Source organism: Paenibacillus sp. 7541, assembly GCF_002276395.1.
Lineage (GTDB): Bacteria > Bacillota > Bacilli > Paenibacillales > Paenibacillaceae > Paenibacillus_AQ > Paenibacillus_AQ campinasensis.
Window position 1 is genome coordinate 117,871 of record NZ_NQLZ01000013.1, and the last position, 15,207, is coordinate 133,077.

12 protein-coding genes are annotated in these 15,207 nt (G+C 51.3%); 10 read left to right on the forward strand and 2 right to left on the reverse strand.

Going from position 1 to position 15,207, the window contains the following annotated elements:
* Positions 1-155 precede the first annotated feature (155 nt).
* From CHH75_RS08920 to CHH75_RS08935, 4 genes are all read left to right on the forward strand, one after another.
* Positions 156-2,192, forward strand: coding sequence for a bifunctional diguanylate cyclase/phosphodiesterase (locus CHH75_RS08920; RefSeq protein WP_483310923.1), 2,037 nt, complete (start codon positions 156-158; stop codon positions 2,190-2,192).
* 340 nt (positions 2,193-2,532) lie between these two features.
* Entirely contained in the window at positions 2,533-3,612 is a 1,080-nt protein-coding gene (locus tag CHH75_RS08925; protein ID WP_176475502.1) for a GerAB/ArcD/ProY family transporter, read from the forward strand.
* Positions 3,609-5,030, forward strand: coding sequence for a spore germination protein (locus tag CHH75_RS08930; RefSeq protein ID WP_095264053.1), 1,422 nt, complete (start codon positions 3,609-3,611; stop codon positions 5,028-5,030). Before CHH75_RS08925 ends, CHH75_RS08930 begins: the two co-directional genes overlap by 4 nt.
* Positions 5,031-5,040: 10 nt before the next feature.
* Complete coding sequence (locus CHH75_RS08935; protein ID WP_095397982.1) at positions 5,041-6,195, forward strand: Ger(x)C family spore germination protein; 1,155 nt, start codon at positions 5,041-5,043, stop codon at positions 6,193-6,195.
* Between the two features lie 10 nt (positions 6,196-6,205).
* Here CHH75_RS08935 and CHH75_RS08940 read toward each other — a convergent pair whose 3' ends face one another.
* The gene (locus tag CHH75_RS08940) at positions 6,206-7,228 is read right to left on the reverse strand and encodes a CobW family GTP-binding protein (RefSeq protein ID WP_095397983.1); all 1,023 of its coding nucleotides are present in this window, start codon (positions 7,226-7,228) and stop codon (positions 6,206-6,208) included.
* 345 nt (positions 7,229-7,573) lie between these two features.
* On the opposite strand from CHH75_RS08940, the gene CHH75_RS08945 reads away from it, so the two are divergent.
* A complete protein-coding gene (locus tag CHH75_RS08945; protein WP_330163941.1) occupies positions 7,574-8,050 on the forward strand; it encodes a hypothetical protein in 477 nt (158 codons plus the stop codon).
* 111 nt (positions 8,051-8,161) lie between these two features.
* Here the strand turns inward: CHH75_RS08945 and folE2 are convergent, their stop codons facing one another.
* The gene (gene folE2, locus CHH75_RS08950) at positions 8,162-9,091 is read right to left on the reverse strand and encodes a GTP cyclohydrolase FolE2 (RefSeq protein ID WP_095397984.1); all 930 of its coding nucleotides are present in this window, start codon (positions 9,089-9,091) and stop codon (positions 8,162-8,164) included.
* Positions 9,092-9,458: 367 nt separating this feature from the next.
* Here folE2 and metE point away from each other — a divergent pair, with 367 nt between their 5' ends.
* The 5 genes from metE to CHH75_RS08975 all read left to right on the forward strand — a co-directional run bounded on the left by metE (position 9,459) and on the right by CHH75_RS08975 (position 15,163).
* Complete coding sequence (gene metE, locus CHH75_RS08955) at positions 9,459-11,750, forward strand: 5-methyltetrahydropteroyltriglutamate--homocysteine S-methyltransferase (protein WP_095397985.1); 2,292 nt, start codon at positions 9,459-9,461, stop codon at positions 11,748-11,750.
* Between the two features lie 114 nt (positions 11,751-11,864).
* Entirely contained in the window at positions 11,865-12,317 is a 453-nt protein-coding gene (locus tag CHH75_RS08960) for a Fur family transcriptional regulator (RefSeq protein ID WP_095264064.1), read from the forward strand.
* A 232-nt stretch (positions 12,318-12,549) separates the two neighbouring features.
* Positions 12,550-13,308: a class I SAM-dependent methyltransferase gene (locus tag CHH75_RS08965; RefSeq protein WP_095264066.1), complete on the forward strand. Its 759-nt coding sequence runs from the start codon at positions 12,550-12,552 to the stop codon at positions 13,306-13,308.
* On the forward strand, positions 13,308-14,390 hold the full coding sequence (locus CHH75_RS08970; protein WP_095264069.1) for a FecCD family ABC transporter permease: 1,083 nt from the start codon (positions 13,308-13,310) through the stop codon (positions 14,388-14,390). Before CHH75_RS08965 ends, CHH75_RS08970 begins: the two co-directional genes overlap by 1 nt.
* Complete coding sequence (locus tag CHH75_RS08975; RefSeq protein WP_095264072.1) at positions 14,387-15,163, forward strand: ABC transporter ATP-binding protein; 777 nt, start codon at positions 14,387-14,389, stop codon at positions 15,161-15,163. The genes CHH75_RS08970 and CHH75_RS08975 overlap by 4 nt, the downstream gene beginning before the upstream one ends.
* Positions 15,164-15,207: the final 44 nt, after the last annotated feature.

Genomic DNA, 15,207 nt, shown 5'->3' on the forward strand with positions numbered 1-15,207 from the left:
TGGGTTGATGTGTATTGTCATCAATCGACTATATTTTTCCGTTATCTAACATTGAAGTCCATTGACGGGTAACGGTTTAATGATATGATGGACGTATTGGCGGCCATAGCTAGCAAGTTACTGGTACGTCACTTCTAGCCGTTAATAGATTGGGGATGAGATCAGTGGAGGTGAACGGCAGTTATAACCTATATATTGTCGCTCTTTCAGCCATCATCGCGATTTTGGCATCGTATTTCGCGCTAAACATTACATCAAAGATTTCGTACGCGAAGGGAAAAAGCAGGCTCTTCTGGTTATTAGCCGGCGCCCTGGTCATGGGAAGCGGGATCTGGTCCATGCACTTTGTCGGGATGCTAGCCTTTCACCTGCACATTCCGGTAGCTTATGATATATGGCTGACCTTGCTGTCCATGGTGGCAAGTGTCGTTTCTTCTTTTATTGCCTTTTATATTACCATACCGAAAAATATCAACTGGTATAAAATCGCGATCGGCGGCCTTGTGATGGGCAGCGGTATTGTGGCGATGCATTATGTCGGGATGGAAGCGATGGTGATGCATGCAGACATTACTTATCACACGGGGTTATGGGTGTTATCGGCCCTTATCGCCTTTGCCGCTTCTTACGCTGCTTTGTTCTTGTTTTTGCGTTTCCGGAATCAACCATCGGCCAGCTGGCTGAAATGGGTCTCGGCGGTCGTGATGGCCATTGCAATTTGCGGCATGCATTATACAGGCATGAAAGCTGCCAGCTTCCATCATCACGCCGGCATGATGGTTGAATCAACAGACAGTGTGGATATGTTTTTGCTGTACGGCGTAAGTGTGACCATTTTCATTATATTGCTGGTGTCATGGGGAGCGATGTTTTTTGACCGGCATGTACTGGAGAAGATGGCCTATCAGGATTCGATTACACAATTGCCCAATCGCAATGAAATGAACCGATACTTCGAACGGAATGTGGGAAAACAGGTAGCGGTTCTCTTTCTTGATCTTGATCAGTTCAAGGCGATTAATGATACGCTTGGCCATGATGTCGGCGATTTGCTTGTTCAGCAGGCAGGCTTCAGGCTTCGTCAGTTTGTCGACGAGAAGCGGCAGGCTTACCGAATCGGCGGCGATGAGTTTTTGATTATTGCCGAGCAGTGTACTCAGGAGCAGGCTGAATGTTTGGCCAAGCAGATCTTACATACGATTAAGCAGGTTTACCGGATCGACGGCAATGAGCTGTACATTACGGCAAGCATCGGTATCAGCATCGGTACTTTGCAGCAGTCCAACCGTACGGTTTTGCTTAAAACGGCCGACACGGCGATGTATAAAGCGAAGAAGCTCGGAAAGAACAGGCACTGTGTATATACCGAGGAGATGGGCATCACCGAAGTGCGGAAGATGGAGCTTGAGAAGGATTTGCAGCGCGCACTGGTGGAGAAACAGTTCTTCATCGTTTATCAACCGAAGTGGAATGTAAAAACAGATCGCTTATACGGGTTCGAGGCGCTCATCAGATGGCAGCACCCGAGACTCGGGGTTATCCCGCCAGGAGAGTTCATCCCGATCGCAGAGGAGACCGGACTGATCGTGCCGATGACGAGCTGGACGCTGGAGCAAGCGTGCCTGCAGGCGAAAGCATGGCAAGACCAGGGCATCTATCAACCGGTTTCTGTTAATTTGTCCGTTAGGCTTTTCTACACTGACACTTTGACGGATTTGATCCCGGCTGTGCTGGAGCTGGCCGATCTCGAAGCGCAGTATCTGGAGCTTGAAATTACCGAGTCGATGGTCTTTCATGATGTGCATGATATTATTCGGCAGCTGCAAGACCTGCGAAGAATGGGTGTCCGGGTATCGATCGATGATTTCGGGACAGGTTATTCTTCCATCGGCTTGCTGGATCGGCTGCCCATTGATGCTCTCAAATTGGATCGCTTGTTCACCAACGATCTGGATTCACCCAGCAAACGTGCGGTCATCCACGCGATTGTGCTGATGGCAGAGAGTTTGCAGCTGGATGTGATTGCTGAAGGCGTTGAGAAGCAGGAGCATATTGACTTTCTAACTGAGCTGGGCTGTTATGTCATGCAGGGCTATTTCTATGGGAGACCGATGAAGAATGAGAGCCTCTCTCAATGGTTGGGCAAAATTGATGAGCATAACCGTTCTGAGGAGCAGGAGCCCGGCAGGTAAGCTGTTGATGCTGCCTAAGGCTTCTAAATTACGAAGCTGCTGAAGCGTCTATCTGCTAAGTAGCTATGCAGCTTTCCCTCTAACCGGTCTCCTGCTATCCCGACTGGAGGAGCAGCCGGGAATAGCTTGTGGGAGTTCAATTTAGTGTGAGCGTCTGTTTACAGTTCTAGTATTGGTTAATGTTTCCGTTAAGTACATGCAAGGCAGATTCCGGAGAATTCTCCGGGTCTGCCTTTTTCTTATTCTCAAATCTTGCAGGCGCCAAGTTGCAGGATGCATAAACCTGAACTTCTGCGAAAAAATATAGTTCAATATGCTTGTGACAAGGAGGGACAACTGGATGACGACAAGGCAGTTCTCTTTCTTGCAAATATCGCTAACCTTCATTCTGTCCGTCGGCATGGTGAACCACGTGCTTCTTATTCCCCAGCTGATGGAGGTATCCGGCCGCGACTCATGGATAACCGTTCTCCTCGCATGCGTTGTGTTTCTTCCGGTCTTTATCATTATCGGATATATCGTAAAAAAGACACGGCACACCGGGATGCATGACTGGTTGCTTGAGCATTACGGGAAATGGATTGCCGTTCCGATCTCGGTCCTGACCGGCTTGACGCTCCTCAGCATCATTGTGGTGGAATCGAAAGATATGGTGATCTGGACTAACTCCTCCTATTTGCCGGAGACGCCTCCTTGGGTCCTCATAGTTCTGTTCTTAGCGTTGGCGCTCTATTCTGCGCTAAGCGGACTAAAAACGGTTGTGATTACTTCAGGCATTCTGCTGCCGGTCGTTATCTTGCTCGGCGAGTTTGTCATGCTAGCCAATTTTTCGAACAAGGATTATACCCTGCTGTTACCGGTATTCGAGCACGGATCCGGCCCTGCTTGGAGAGGGGTGATCTATATCGGGGCAGGATTGCTGGAGTTGATCTTTTTCGTGTATATCCAGCAATTTATTTCGGGCAGCGTGAAGAAAAGGTACATGATTATTCTAGGACTTGTGCTAGCCGGTCTTGCGCTAGGACCTACCATGGGGGCGATTGCGGCTTTCGGTCCGGTGGAATCCGCGTTGCAGCGTAATCCAGCCTTTGAGCAGTGGCGTCTGGTCCGGATTGGCAGCTATATCGAGCATGTGGATTTCTTGTCTATCTTTCAATGGATCAGCGGCGCTTTCATTCGAGTGGCTTTCTCGCTCTATATCATGATGGAGCTGCTTCCTTCGAAGGGAAAACGATGGTTTCTTACGGCCATCGCTGCGATTTGCGCCGCAGCGGTGATTTATCCGGTCGGCGATATTGTCTTTTTTAACGTGCTGAAAAGTTATTACTACCCGGTCCTGTTTTCTGTGCTGCTGCTTCTGACTCTGGTCATCTTCGTCCTGGTCCGATTTGCTAAACCGCTGAAGGAGGTGCAGGCGTGACGCTCAAGCTGGATGAACTGAAAAAGTATTTTGCAGCATGCCATGATGTTGTGCATGAATATCGTCAGTTCGAAACGGGAGAGGAGGTTGTGTTTATATATTGCGAGACGCTGTGCGATGAGAAGTTTCTGAACGAGTATGTGTTTTCAGAGATCAGCCGGGTGATGAATATGCCTTCATCCATGATCCGGCAAGGATTGGAGAATCATACTTCATTAAAGGTGACGCTCTTGCAGGAAGCTACTCTGGAGAAGATAGCGGGCAAGATTTTTGGCGGAGAGGTGGTGATTTGGGCTGATGCTCTGAATGACTGCTATTATCTCCCGGCGAAACAGACCAATGACCGCCAGACGGAGGAAAGCGGCATCGAGGTGTCGATCCGGGGGCCGAGGGATGGCCTCGTCGAAAATATCGATACGAATATCGGTTTGATTCGCAAGAGATTTCCGGCTGTAACCTTGGCTTATCAATCTTTTACGATTGGCAACAAAACGAAAACCAAGGTCGGCCTGCTGTATGACACCGAGATGATCTCCGAGGCGACGCTGAAGAATGTACAAACCAAGCTTAACAGGGTTCAAAACAGCATTGAAGAATTGGTCAGCGCCAATCAGCTGGAGGAAATCATCTCGGACAATCCATATTCCGTCTTTCCTTTAAGCATTTATACAGGCCGACCTGACTTCATCACGTCATGTCTCCTTAAGGGCAGGTTTGCCATTCTAATCGATGGTGTGCCAGGCGCTCTTATTGCGCCAGCAACGTTATCGGTGCTGCTTAAAACGGCGGAGGATTCTCATTTTAACTACATCTCTTCGTCATTTGGAAGGATTCTCAGATATATCAGCTTGGCTGTCGCTATTTTTCTGCCGAGCTTCTACGTAGCGCTGACCGGGTTTCACCAAGACCAGATCCCGTTTCCTATGCTGGCAACGATCGGATTATCCCGGCTGGGGATCCCGTTTAGCATTCCGATGGAAGTGCTGCTCATGCTGGGTCTGATTGAAATATTCAGGGAAGCCGGATTTCGCCTCCCGACGCCGCTGGGCCAGTCGATTACGGTTGTCGGCGGTCTGATTATCGGAGATGCGGCAATCCGAGCAGGGTTGACCTCGCCGACGATGGTTGTCATTGTTGCTATCTCTGTAGTGGCAGGCTCGACGCTGGTGAGCCAAGCACTGTCGGGAACGGTCAGTGTGCTGCGCATCGTTACGGTATTGCTGGCCTCCATTCTGGGCATGTTCGGCTTTATGCTTTCGATCATCTTTGTCGTCGTCTATCTTTCTACACTGACATCCTATGGCGTGGCTTATCTCGCGCCGCTGTCTCCAATTAACTTTAAAGACGTTGTTCGCGCGGTCCTGCAGGTTCCGCAAAAATGGATCGGAGGCAAACCGAAACATTTGAAGCATAAGTAGGAGGGAACAGATGAAAGTATGGAAGATATATGTCAAGCTGCAGCTGGCGATTTTCCTGCTGCTTCTGTTAGCGGGGTGTTGGGACCACCGGGAAATTACGTTCTCCATGTATGCTACATCCATCGGCATCGATTACAAGGAGGATGAGTACATCCTGTATGCGCAAATGCTGAATTTCGGCAATATAGGCAAGCTGGAGGGGCAGTCTCTGGAGAAAAAGCCGATTGTGATCGGAACGGCGCGCGGAAAAACGCTGACTGATGCGGTATTTATGCTGTATCGATCCGAGCAGATTCCGGTATTCTGGGGGCATGTCACGTCGGTTGTGTTCACGAAGGAGGCGCTGCAGCGGGTGAACTTCCTGGAATTATCCGACTCGCTCAGCCGCTATTATGCGATCCGATATAATGTGTGGGCCTACGGCACCGAGAGCTCGATCGAGGAACTGTTCAACCTCAGCCCCTTTTTCGGGATGTCTCCCTACGAGTCTATCCTTATGAGCCCTCTGGACACGTACAGGCAATATTCCGATATCAGGCCGATCTATATGTTTCGATTTATAGCGAATTATTTGGAGCCGGGCAGGACGGCCGGGCTCCCTCAGCTGACGACGAACCGAACAACCTGGATGGAAGGCGGAAAAGAATCGACACAGATGATGCTTGGGGGAGAATATTTTTTTCATGAGAGCCAGTATAAAGGAAAGCTTGGGTATGAGGAAGGCTGCGGAAAGCGGTATCTGGATAAAAAAATGAATCGGGTCCCTCTCACGATCTATCAAGGTCAGGAGCCGGTGATGACGCTGGTTCTGCACGTCCAGGACTACAAGGTCAACCATACCGTCAAGAATGGGAACGTCATCTATGATCTGAAGCTTACCGTTAAGGGGCTCATTGATGAAATGGGAGAAAACGTCACCCATTCATTCATAAAGAACGAGATTATCAAGAAAATGAAGAAAGAGATTCAAAGCACCTTTGATAAAGGGCTTGAAATCTCGGCTGACGTGTATAATTTAAATGATACTGTATATCGTTACGATCACAAGACTTGGCAAACATACCTTAAAGGCAAGCCGCCCGAAACGACGATGCAGCTGGGCAAGATCGATATCGATGTGGTCATTATCAATTCAGGGAAATATAAAAACCGTAAAAATGAGTAAGAGTAAGAGGTCAGGCGATGACGTTGGCTTGCCATTCCTGCAGCAAAGCACGTTCATCCAGCTCATATCCGATCATGACCAGATAATAAGCGCCTGTATAGGCGGTGCTTTCCGAACGAAGCTGCTTTCCTGAAAACTGAATCAGGGATGGTGTGGAGGAGCCTTTCAGGGCAACATACCCTTTCGCGCGGAGCACATGCTGCCCCGTTGTTTTCAGCCACTTTGTCAGCCTTGGCAAAGAAAGCGCCGTCTGCCTGCTGATGGGGATCATAATGGTCTGGATGCGGGAGAAGGAAGCGTGCCCCGGCTGCTCTGACCTGCTCGACGATGCAGAGCCGTGGTGTGGATGATGCGTATGGGAATGGGCAGAAACGATGTTGAATCGAACCGTTGTTTTCGCCTGGTGAAGCAAGGGTCTCAGTGCTCCGATCACGGCTTCTTGATTGAATTTGCCCAGGGTTGTGTTGAAGATCTGCGCCGTATCATTATATTTCTTGATGAGATGATGAACTTTGGACAGATGGGGGTATGGGACAAGGTCCTGCTTGTTGACCAGGATCACGTCGGCCACTTCCAGCTGCCTGCGCAGCGTGTAAACAAGCTGTTTATCAGCTGAGAATATGCTGTTATACTCCAGCACATGTTCCGCGTCGACCACCGTAACGATGTTGTGCAGCATCACCTTGTCGATCAGCTCGGGTTCGGCCATCGCATCCACGACCTCTTCCGGGTTGGCTACGCCGGTGAGCTCAACAAGGATGACATCGGGAGCCAGATCCAGCAGGCTTTGGAGCGCTCCGGAAATTTCGCTTTTCTTGCTGCAGCAGATGCAGCCGTCAAACCGCTTTTCCACAGGCAGCCCCTGGGCGGATTCCGCCAAAATCGAACCATCTACGTCGGCTTTGCCCAATTCGTTCATCAGGATTGCCGGCTTGAGGTTTCGGGCATTCAGGTCTTTGATCAGCTCGAGAAGCAGCGTCGTTTTACCACTGCCTAAAAAACCGCTGATTATGATAACGGGTGTTGGCTTCATATGTAATCCCCCTTGTTCGTATGTAAAAATTACGATATTAGATCATGCTTTAATCCGTGCCAGTGACATCTCTTAGGTGATTAAGAGTATATGAATGAAGAGCGGAATACATGCCATGCGACGGCTTATTATTTTCGTATGAGTTATAGGCGTTGACAAAAAGAATGCGGATGATTACACTGTTATAAATAGTAATTATTACGATTATAAAAAGGCGCGATTTCCAACAACTGAGATAAAGTTGCCAGCAGAGTGCCGCATTATGCCCAGCGAAGTGCCGTTGTTGTGAGCGAATCCTGATCGGTAGCTCAGCCATGTATGTACTCACAGATCGGAGGGAGTTATGTGTCAGTGATTAGCCCCAAGCCTGAAGAGGAACAGGTGATCAGTACTCATTCCGTAGAACGGTGGCACCGGAGGAGATCGGAGCTCGCAGGCTGGCTGCAGCGTCCGAAACGGAGATTGAGGGCCAAACAAGTCGTATGGCTCGGTGACATCGAGGTGGATGTGGAGATGTTTGATGCGCTTGCATGCTTGAAGCGAATGAATATCCCGACCGAGTTCTCCTGTGCGGGCGTCAGTCCCTTGGACGAGCCGGAAGATCATTCACTCTACGCCTATATAACGATGCCTGCCTCCGAGAAAACCGACCGGTTCGTGCAGTTTGCTATGGAGCGGATGAAGCATCGTCTGCTCGTAACGTATGAACCATCGGGGAAACGATACGATCTGTCGTCTTTTTTTATCGGGCATAATCGGTCGTATTGTTTGCTGCTGGGCGCCTGCGCCGAGGCGTTTGCCCGGCTTGAACATCATGGCTGACAGCTGCAGCTGGTCAGCTTCGATCGCCATATGGCGCTTATCACAAGGGCTGTTCCCAGATGAACGGATTATCGGGTCAGGCGTGTAGAGCAAAAAAGAAGGAGCCGCACACTATCGTGCCGCTCCTTCTTTTCTTTTATCGAAATCAATGATGGCATACGCATCGTGAAGATGAATGGACTCTTCATTTCGGCATTCCACTTTGAAGGCCAGCACGTCATCCATTTCATACAAATCTGCAGCAACCAGACGCACCATATCTTCCACGAAACGAGGATTCTCATAAGCCTGTTCGGTGACTCTTTTCTCGTCGGGACGTTTCAGAACCGGGTGGAGCGCGCTGCTGGCATTGGACTCGGCAGCCGCGAGCAGCATCGCTTTCCAGTCATGCGCCGGTGGCGAAGCCGGGTCGATCTCGACCGTCATCGTCACCCTCCCCCGCTGGTTATGCGCGCTATATTCGCTAATCTCCTTGGAGCACGGGCACAAGGTGGTTACAGCTGCATTTAGGCTTACGATGGTTCGGTAAGGCTGTCCTTTCTCATAGGTAGTCTGAATCGTAGCTTCCGCATGATTCAGCCCGGCGAACCCGGTTACCGGGGCGGTGCGTTCATAAAACCAAGGAAAGGAGATCGTGATTTCGGCCTTGTCCTGCCCCATTCGTTCTGCAAGCTCATGGACAAAATCGCACATATCAGCCAGCTCGCTGCTCAGGCCCTTCTGACGATACATTTCCAGCTGCTCGGTCAGTCGGCTCATATTAATGCCTTTCGAGGCTTGGGGCAAACTCGTTGTTAAGGTCATCGTTGCAATGCTGGTCTGGCGCTTAGGCTCGATATCCGAATGAACCTGTATCGGGTGCCGGACGTTGGACACACCGACATGCTGAATAGGAAACAGGTAGTCTGCATGGTGGTTCTGCAAATCGGTCATCTGCTCTTTCACCGTTGGTTTGCTCCCGGGAATCGGATCGGTGGAACCGAATAGACGGTGGCGCTCCGGTTTTGGGGGCAGCATGTTATTGGCATGGATGGATTTCATGGCATCTACACTCCTAGTCATCCGCTGCAAAGCTATTCCAGTGACTCGTCGCTGTCCGTTCTGCTAACCGCGAATCATGCAATAAGCGATGCATTGATGTTCAATGTTCGTAATTATTACTATTATGGAGTGTACTATAAAACTCGGAGCCGGTAAACAGTGGGGTGATGAAAATGGAACGGCAAGCATGCTGTGCTAACTGGTGTTTTCCCGGGTAGACATAGCCCTGAAAGGGATTCATGGGCTTTGGTATAGCTTTTGGCTATAGCAGGCAATAGATTATTAGATTTACTCTATGGATGATAAAGTATGCTATTTTATTCCTAACCAATCGAGAGATGGAGATACGAGGAGGAGGGATACGTTTATGAAGAGCGCAAATTTGGGATACCCCCGCATCGGACTGAACAGAGAGTGGAAAAAGGCCCTGGAGGCCTATTGGTCCGGCAACCTGGCGGAGGCGGATTTTCATGAGCAATTAAAAAGCATACGCCTGCGCCATCTGGAGCTTCAGCAGAAGAAAGGGATCGATGTCATTCCTGTTGGGGACTTCACTTATTATGATCATGTATTGGATACGGCCGTCATGTTCGGGCTGATCCCGCCAAGATTCGGTTGGGAAGGCGCCGATCCGGACCTGTCCGTATATTACGCCATGGCTCGAGGGAGCCGCGAGGCTGCTGCTTGCGAGATGACAAAATGGTTTAATACGAACTACCACTATATCGTGCCTGAACTGCAGAGCGTCAGCCCTAAGCTGACCCGCAATCGTCCGCTGGAAGCATACCGTGAGGCCAAGACGGAGCTTGGCATCAAGGGAAGACCGGTGATCATTGGACCGTATACGTTCCTAAAGCTGTCCAAAGGGTATGATGCAGGTCAGCTGGACAGCTGGATTGACCAGCTGCTTCCCCTATATGGCCAAGTGCTGCGGGAGCTGGCGGCAGAAGGCGTGGAATGGGTTCAGGTTGACGAGCCGATACTGTGCACGACCTTGGCGGAGGCGGATCTGCAGCGTATCGCTCGGATTTATGACCGGCTGGTCACAGAAGCGCCAGGCATCCAGCTGATGCTTCAGACGTATTTTGACGCGGTGGATCATTATAAAGCGATTGTCTCGCTGCCCGTTCATGGCATCGGCCTGGATTTCGTGCATGACCATGGACGAAATCTGCAGGCGATCGAGGAATCCGGATTTCCTGAAGACAAGCTGCTGGGCGCTGGCCTGATCGACGGACGCGGGATATGGAGAGCCGACTTGATAAACAAGCTGGAGTCGCTGCAGGCGTTGGCCGATCACGTATCTCTAAATCGTATCGTGCTGCAGCCGTCCTGCAGTCTGCTGCATGTGCCGATCCGTGCAGCGGAGGAATCCGCGCTGGATGCAGTCCTGCAGGGGGCGCTCGCGTTTGCGGAGGAGAAGCTGGACGAGATCAACGTGCTGGTGAAGTCCGTTAGACTCGGCTATGAGGCTGTTCGTGCTGAAGTGGAAGCGGCGGAACGTGCGCGCCAAGCGCTGCAGCAGTCTGTGGCCCGGAACAGTCAGCGGGTGCAGCAGCGAATGGCCGATCTGAGCTCGCAGCCAACTTCCCGTCCGGACAGCTACGGAGTGCGGAAGCAGGGGCAGCAGAAGCGGTGGAATCTGCCGCTGCTGCCGACAACGACCATCGGCAGCTTTCCGCAAACACCGGAAATTCGCAGCGCCCGGAGAAGCTGGCGCAAGGGCGAGTGGAGTAACGAGCGTTATGAAGCATTTATCCAGGAGCAGATCGGAGCTTGGATCAGGATTCAGGAAGAGCTGGAGCTGGATGTGCTTGTGCACGGCGAGTTCGAGCGAAACGATATGGTCGAGTTTTTTGGGGAGAAATTGGCGGGGTTTGCATTTACTTCGAATGGATGGGTGCAGTCCTACGGCTCGCGCTGCGTTAAACCGCCGGTTATCTATGGCGATGTCGATTGGACAGGGCCAATGACCGTCGAGGAGACGGTCTATGCGCAGTCGCTGACCAGCAAGCCGGTGAAGGGCATGCTGACCGGACCGGTGACCATTCTGAACTGGTCGTTTGTGCGGGACGACAAGCCCCGGGAGGAAGTAGCCTATCAAATTGCCTTGGCGCTTCGTGAGGAGGTCGAGGCGCTGGAAGCGGCAGGCATCGGCATGATCCAGGTGGATGAGCCGGCGCTGCGCGAGGGGCTGCCGCTCAAGCGGGAACATTGGCCGCATTATCTGGAATGGACGGTACGGGCGTTCCGCCTGTCCACCTCGACCGTTCGAAACGAAACGCTGATTCATACGCATATGTGCTACTCCGAGTTCAATGACATCATTGATACGATCAACGAGCTGGATGCCGATGTCATTTCGATTGAGACATCCCGCAGCCATGGGGAACTGATCGAGAGCTTCGAGCACTACAGCTATGATAAAGAGATCGGTTTAGGCGTGTATGATATCCACAGTCCGCGCGTGCCTTCGGTCGAAGAAATCGACGCCATGATCGAGCGGGCATTGCGCGTGCTTGAACCGAGCCAATTCTGGATTAACCCGGATTGTGGCCTGAAGACACGCAGGCAGGAGGAGACGGTCGGAGCTCTGCGGAATATGGTGGAGGCAACGAAGCGGGCACGGAACCGATTCGCCGTGAAGACAGAGAAATGAAGCTGTGTCTTGGCACGTGATATGACAAATTCGCCCTTTCTTGTTAAAATACAAAGACAGTATGGATTCGGACAGAACAAGCTTTGTGTATGCCGAGGAAGGAACGTGCCGAGCATGAGAGAAAACCAATCCAAGGTAAGAGAAATGCTGGAGACGATGGCAAGGAACGGATGGAGAGTGACCGAGCAGCGAAGAACGCTCGCGCAGATTTTTGCGGATCATGAAGGCTACTTGTCGCCCAAGGATGTCTATGATCAAATGTCAATCCGTTATCCGAGCATGAGTCTGGACACCGTGTACCGCAATCTCCGGATGTTAAGCGAGATGGGGGTATTAGAGCATTTCTATTTTATGGACGGCGGATTGAAATTCAAGGAGAATTGTACAGCGCATCATCACCATCACTTGATCTGTGTCAACTGCGAGAAGACGCTTCCCTTTGATTATTGCCCGATGGATCAGGGGCTAGAGCTGCCTGGCAACTATAAGGTGCTGCGGCATCGCTTTGAAGTATACGGAATTTGTGAAACATGCCAGCGGCAGCAGAATGAAGAACCAGTGGAGTAGAATCATCCAAAGGCGGCATGCCGAGTTTTTTGTTGAGCACGCGCTCCTCTTCAAGGAGCGTGTGTTTTTTTGTCGGGTAGCAAATTCAAGGTTGATAATCGTAAAAATTACGATTAATATAGAAAAGGTGAAATGATGCATGAGGAGGTGCAGCATTGGAGTAATGTGGAATGGCCACGTCTATAAATCGTAAAAATTACGATTAAATAGAATGCGAAAAATGGAGGAACAGATGAGTATAAGTGAAACGGTACCATGGTATGAAAAAAGCTTCGGAGAGGACTATCTGCTTGTCTACAGGCACCGGAATCAACAGGAGGCCGATCAGGTCGTTCAGCAAGTCTTGGAATGGTTGAAGCTGCCTTCAGGCAGTCAGGTCCTTGATCTGTGCTGTGGAGCGGGCAGGCACGCCTTAGCACTGGCTAATGCAGGCTATCGTGTCACCGGTGTGGATCTATCCTCCGTGCTGCTGCGAAGGGCGAGGGAATTGGATTCGGAGAAACGCGTGAGATGGGTGGAGGCCGATATGCGTGCATTGCCAGCCGATGACCACTTTATCGAAAACTTCGATGCTGTTGTCAATCTGTTCACATCCTTCGGCTACTTCGGAGCCGACCGAGAACAGCTGGATGTGCTGAGGCAAATACGAAGAGCCCTTAAGCCAGGCGGGCGCTTTGTGATGGATGTGCTGAACGCCGGATATATCCAAGACCATCTTGTCCCATTTTCCAGGCGGGAGGAGAGCGGTGTCATCATCTCCGAGAGACGTCAGATTCACAGCGGCTTTGTAACTAAGCGGATCATGATTGAGGATGGGGACAAGGAACCACGCAGCTATACGGAGCGCGTTAAACTGTATGCTCTGAAGGCGATGGGGAGCATGCTGATCGATGCGGGTCTCGTCATCGATGAAGTTTACGGAAGTTATGATGGAGACGCCTATCACGAGCGATATTCTCCGCGAATGCTGATCGTGGGGCATCGGGTTTAATGGGCAGCAGGACACCACGTGAGGGACCCCATCACCGTGTTTGGTTTGCGGGAATTCTAGTTTTGCTGGCTGCGATGCTGTTGGTATCGATCACGGCTGCGGTGATGCTCGGTCCGGTGGCTATAGATCCGGGGACGGTATGGAAAATCGCGCTGTCCAATCTGCCTGGATTTGCCGGAAAGGTGGACCAGACATGGAGCCAAGGACAAAGCCACATTATCTGGGACATTCGCTTCCCCCGAGTGCTGCTCGGCGCCGTTGTTGGGGCAGGGCTATCCGTGGCCGGTGTAGCCGCACAAGCATTGATGCGCAATTCCCTGGCTGATCCGTATATTCTCGGCGTTTCTTCCGGTGCTTCTGTAGGAGCAACGCTGGTCATTCTGCTCGGTGCGTTCTCCTATTTCGGTCAATATGCGCTGTCTCTCGCGGCGTTTATGGGTGCACTCGTAGCGATGGGGCTTGTATTTCTGCTTGCTCGCGTAGCGGGTCGCATCTCCACAACCAGACTTCTGTTATCAGGCATTGCGATCTCCATGATGATGTCGGCGGCAACGAATTTTATAGTCACGATGGCGCCGCGCGAGGAGGGCATTCGCACAGCGATGTATTGGATGATGGGGAGCCTCGCGGGAGCCAAATGGTCTTATATGACGTTCCCTGTTCTGATCGTTCTGGCAGGCACCCTGCTGTTCTTGCTGCAGTATCGATCACTGAATGCGCTGCTCATGGGAGACGATACGGCGGTTACCCTCGGCGTGAACATCCAGCATTTTCGTATCGTCTTGATTCTGACCCTGGCACTGCTGACGGGCACGCTGGTGTCAATCAGCGGATCCATTGGCTTCGTGGGTCTGATGATTCCTCATATTGTACGACTGTTGATCGGTTCCGATCACCGCCGCGTGCTCCCTGTCAGTTTGTTTCTGGGTGCGATATTCATCGTGTGGGCTGATGTGCTAGCCAGAATGGCATTGGCGCCGGAGGAATTGCCAATCGGTATTGTGACTGCTCTATGCGGCGGCCCTTTCTTTATCTGGCTTCTGCGCCGAAGCTCATATTCATTCGGAGGTGGACAGGAATGAACATGAAGGTTGAAGAGATCTCTTACAGCGTCCGCGACAAGCGCTTGATCGAGTCTATTTCCTTGGAAATAATCGAAGGCGAGTTTATCGGATTGATCGGCCCGAACGGCAGTGGGAAATCGACATTGCTCAAAAATATATACCGTGTGCTTAAGCCTGATCGAGGCGGGGTTTACCTGAACGGGAAGGATTTGTCGCAGATGACGCAGAAGGAAACGGCCCGCAGTATGGCGGTGGTCAGCCAGGAAGCAAACATGGCCTTTGATTTTGCCGTCATGGATATCGTCATGATGGGGCGTGCTCCCCATAAGCGCCTCTTGGAGTCAGACACGGCCAGAGATCAGGAGATCGCAGAGCGGGCTTTGGCGCGGGTGGGCATGCAGCATGCGGCTTCGAGCAGCTTCGCAACCTTATCCGGCGGGGAGAAACAGCGTGTACTGATAGCAAGAGCATTGGCACAAGAGGCAGGCTTCTTGATCCTGGACGAACCTACCAACCATCTGGATATTCGATATCAGCTGCAGATGATGGATTTGGTTAAAGCGTTGAAATTGACTTCATTCGCCGCGCTCCATGATTTGAATATAGCGGCCTGTTATTGTGATCGAATATATGTGCTGAACGATGGCAGAATCGTGGCTGCCGGCCGCCCCGAAGAGGTGATGCAGAAGGAGCTGCTGCTCCGTGTGTTCGGAGTGAAAACGCAAATTTCTCGTCATCCTTCTACGGGCAAGCCGGCGATTACCTTCCTGCCGGAGATGCTCGTGAACTGAGTTGTTTATGCTTCCGAAGTGAATTTTGTACGAAGCTGACCCAT